General features: G+C 73.1%; 6 protein-coding genes and 1 pseudogene. 1 reads left to right on the top strand and 6 read right to left on the bottom strand.

Going from position 1 to position 2,547, the window contains the following annotated elements:
• Positions 1-200 (bottom strand): annotated as a pseudogene (locus tag ABZ374_RS48380) (hypothetical protein); the annotation flags it as partial.
• A gap of 80 nt (positions 201-280) precedes the next feature.
• The gene (locus ABZ374_RS48375) at positions 281-484 is read right to left on the bottom strand and encodes a hypothetical protein (RefSeq protein ID WP_360325186.1); all 204 of its coding nucleotides are present in this window, start codon (positions 482-484) and stop codon (positions 281-283) included.
• Positions 485-604: 120 nt separating this feature from the next.
• On the opposite strand from ABZ374_RS48375, the gene ABZ374_RS48370 reads away from it, so the two are divergent.
• Positions 605-790 carry a hypothetical protein gene (locus ABZ374_RS48370; protein WP_360325183.1) on the top strand — a complete coding sequence of 62 codons (186 nt, stop codon included), beginning with the start codon at positions 605-607 and terminating at the stop codon, positions 788-790.
• A gap of 33 nt (positions 791-823) precedes the next feature.
• Here the strand turns inward: ABZ374_RS48370 and ABZ374_RS48365 are convergent, their stop codons facing one another.
• The 4 genes from ABZ374_RS48365 to ABZ374_RS48350 all read right to left on the bottom strand — a co-directional run bounded on the left by ABZ374_RS48365 (position 824) and on the right by ABZ374_RS48350 (position 2,451).
• Positions 824-1,459 (bottom strand): hypothetical protein, encoded by a 636-nt coding sequence (locus ABZ374_RS48365; protein ID WP_360325180.1) that lies wholly within the window; start codon positions 1,457-1,459, stop codon positions 824-826.
• A gap of 76 nt (positions 1,460-1,535) precedes the next feature.
• Complete coding sequence (locus ABZ374_RS48360) at positions 1,536-1,748, bottom strand: hypothetical protein (protein ID WP_360325178.1); 213 nt, start codon at positions 1,746-1,748, stop codon at positions 1,536-1,538.
• 149 nt (positions 1,749-1,897) lie between these two features.
• Positions 1,898-2,122 (bottom strand): hypothetical protein, encoded by a 225-nt coding sequence (locus tag ABZ374_RS48355; RefSeq protein ID WP_360325175.1) that lies wholly within the window; start codon positions 2,120-2,122, stop codon positions 1,898-1,900.
• Positions 2,119-2,451, bottom strand: a complete 333-nt coding sequence (locus tag ABZ374_RS48350; protein ID WP_360325173.1) for a hypothetical protein — start codon at positions 2,449-2,451, stop codon at positions 2,119-2,121. The genes ABZ374_RS48355 and ABZ374_RS48350 overlap by 4 nt, the downstream gene beginning before the upstream one ends.
• Positions 2,452-2,547: the final 96 nt, after the last annotated feature.

Below are 2,547 nucleotides of genomic sequence, written 5' to 3'. Positions count from 1 at the left end.
GCGGCGGCGAGCGCGAGCGCCTGGCCGAGGGTGTAGGTGGCGACGTGGGCGGCGCAGGCGCGCCGGCCCTCGCGGCCGGGCCGGCCCTTGGCGAGCGCCTGGGCGTGGGTCTGGATCCAGTAGTCGCCGACGTGGTGGGCGGCGGTGAGGATCGCCGCGGTGGCGGCGAAGCGGGTGGTCGGGTTGGTCGGGGTGGTCACGGTGCTCCCGTCCGCGCGCCGGCTGGTCCGGCGTGCTCCCCGGTCCCGGCTCGTGTCCGGAGCCGGGGAGCACGCCGGCGTCAGGCGGTGGGGATGACCCAGGCTTCGGTGACGAGGGCGCCTGCGCGGTGGGCGCGGTTCTCGATGCGGGCCTTCTTCTCGGCCCAGCCCTTGACCCATGCGGCGGTCTTGGTGGCGGGGACGGTAACGGCGAGGGTCTGGATGGTGATGGGCTGGCCGTTGATGGTGGCGGTGACGGTGGTCTGGTAGGTGGTGGTGGCCATGGTGTGCTCCTCGGTGTCGGCCCTGCCTTGCTGGTGTACGTACACCGTAGCCCCTGGTGTACGTACACCACAAGTGGTTCCACCTAGCAATCTGTACGTACACCCCGATAGGCTCAGCGCATGCCCGACCAGCCGAAGACCCCACACCGATCCGTCCGCATCTCCGGCGAGGACTGGGCCGACCTGGCCGCCCGAGCACCACGGGGCGACCGCGCCGCCGTCCTCAAGGAACTGCTTGCCTGGTACCTGCGCCGGCCGGGTGCAAAGCTGCCCGACCGGCCCGGTCCGCCACCCGCAGCCTCCTGACGCCCGTCACGCCTCCGCCCGTCGCGGCGTTGATCACGCGGCAACTCCGGCCGTCCCAAGCAGCCGGGCGACGATCCCCTCGTACTCCTTGACGGGCACGACCCTGGGACAGCGGGTGCAGGTGATCCGGTCGCCGCCGTCCTCCCGGACGAGCGTGATCAGGTGGCAGCCGGGGCAGGGCGCCTGCAGGGGCATGAGGTCGACGGTGTCGACCGATCCTCCGAGCAGCCTGCGTGCTCCGCCGGCGAGGATGCGGACGGCCCGGCCGAGGTCGGCGGCCTGGTGCCATGCCCAGACGTCGCCGCGGCGGGTGTCGCCGAGGACGCGCGCCGCCCAGCCGGTAGTCCGCCCGCGGACCTCGGTGGAGCCGAGGTGGTCGAGCCAGGCGCTCGCCCATTCGCTCAGCACGGTGTCCATCTCGTCGGCCTGGTCGAACTCGGGGCTGGGGCTGGGCGGGTCGACGCGGGTGCCTGCGCGGCCGACGGCGCCGCGGGTGGCCTGGCCGTCGGCTGCGGCGAGGAGCCGGTCGCGTTGGCCGGGGAGCCGCCAGACCATGGTGGCGAGGTCGTCGCGGCAGTCGGGGCACCAGACGGGTTCGCCGGGCCGGCGCTTGTGGCTCGGGCAGGTGGGCTGGTCGGTCTCGGTGGTCGTGGCGGTGGTGTCGTGCACGGTGGCCTCCGGGGCGGTACGGTCCGGGGTGTGAGTGGGACCGTGGGCCCCCGGGCGACCGGGGGCCTTCGCCGTGCTACTTGGGGCCGATGCCGTCGCGGTCGCGTTGGAGCTGTCGGACGTCGGCGCGCAGGCTGTCGACGATCTCGATGAGGGTCGCGAAGTGCGTCTCGGTCTCCTTGGCCTGCCGCTGCAAGATGTCGACGCGGCATAGCAGGCGGATGATCGCGACGGCTGCCATGCCGGTGAGGATCAACGTGGCGATGGCGTTGGCGAGTTCGATGCTCATGTCGCTCCTGTGTCGCTCTGGTCTCGAATGGATCAAGCTCTGTCATGTGTCGCAGAGGGGGCGTACCGTCTCGGATCCGGCACTCCCCCCGGCCGGGCGCTGGGCCCGCGCTCCCGTCCCCCTGCGGTGAGCGGCGGGCCCTCGGCGCGTCAGGTGGCGGTGCCGCCCCAGGGGCGTCCGCAGTGCTGGCAGTGCGGGTAGCCGGCGTATCCGGAGACGGTGCCGTCGGTGCGCATGGTCAGCGCGCCGTGTTCGGGCACGCGTTCGTGGGTGGACCGGAGGACCCAGTACCAGCTCCCGCACGGGCAGATCGCGGGCTGGTCTCCTGCCGGTGGTGGTCGGCGGTCGGCGAGGTTGATCACGGGGCCGCTCATGTCCGGCCCCGTGCGGTGTCGGTGTCCGCCGCCGGCTCGGGCTGGGCGTCGAGGGCGCGAATGGTCGGGCAGGGCATGTCGATGACGCGGCCGGTCATGGTGGTGCCGGTGATGTCGAGGCGGGAGCACGCGTTGCAGTGCGTGCCGTAGACGGTCGTCCAGGGCCGGTGGAGGTCCCGCACGCGCTGAACGGCGTGGGCGTGGGTGTCGCGCTCCTCAACCAGCCGGCGGACGGTGACGCTCAGCAGTTCGGCCTCGGCGTGGCTGAGGGCGTGTCTCTCGGCGCGGTCGAGGAGGGCGTCGAGCTGGGCGGGGGTGGGCTCGGTCATCGCTGCGGCTCCTCGCCGATGAAGGCCGAGCGCTGGGCGGTCGGGGGCTGGTCGGCCTGGTAGCCGATGACGATGAGGCCGTCGCGGGTGGTGACG

It is taken from the genome of Embleya sp. NPDC005971, from assembly GCF_040629175.1.
Lineage (GTDB): Bacteria > Actinomycetota > Actinomycetes > Streptomycetales > Streptomycetaceae > Embleya.
Note: the sequence above shows the minus strand (reverse complement) of the source record. Positions and strands in the feature narration are given on the sequence as shown.

Bases quoted from the DNA above. Each gene is read 5' to 3' on its own strand.
- ABZ374_RS48350 (WP_360325173.1), bottom strand. From the start codon at position 2,451: ATGACCGAGCCCACCCCCGCCCAGCTCGACGCCCTCCTCGACCGCGCC.
- ABZ374_RS48375 (WP_360325186.1), bottom strand. From the start codon at position 484: ATGGCCACCACCACCTACCAGACCACCGTCACCGCCACCATCAACGGC.
- ABZ374_RS48370 (WP_360325183.1), top strand. From the start codon at position 605: ATGCCCGACCAGCCGAAGACCCCACACCGATCCGTCCGCATCTCCGGC.
- ABZ374_RS48360 (WP_360325178.1), bottom strand. From the start codon at position 1,748: ATGAGCATCGAACTCGCCAACGCCATCGCCACGTTGATCCTCACCGGC.
- ABZ374_RS48355 (WP_360325175.1), bottom strand. From the start codon at position 2,122: ATGAGCGGCCCCGTGATCAACCTCGCCGACCGCCGACCACCACCGGCA.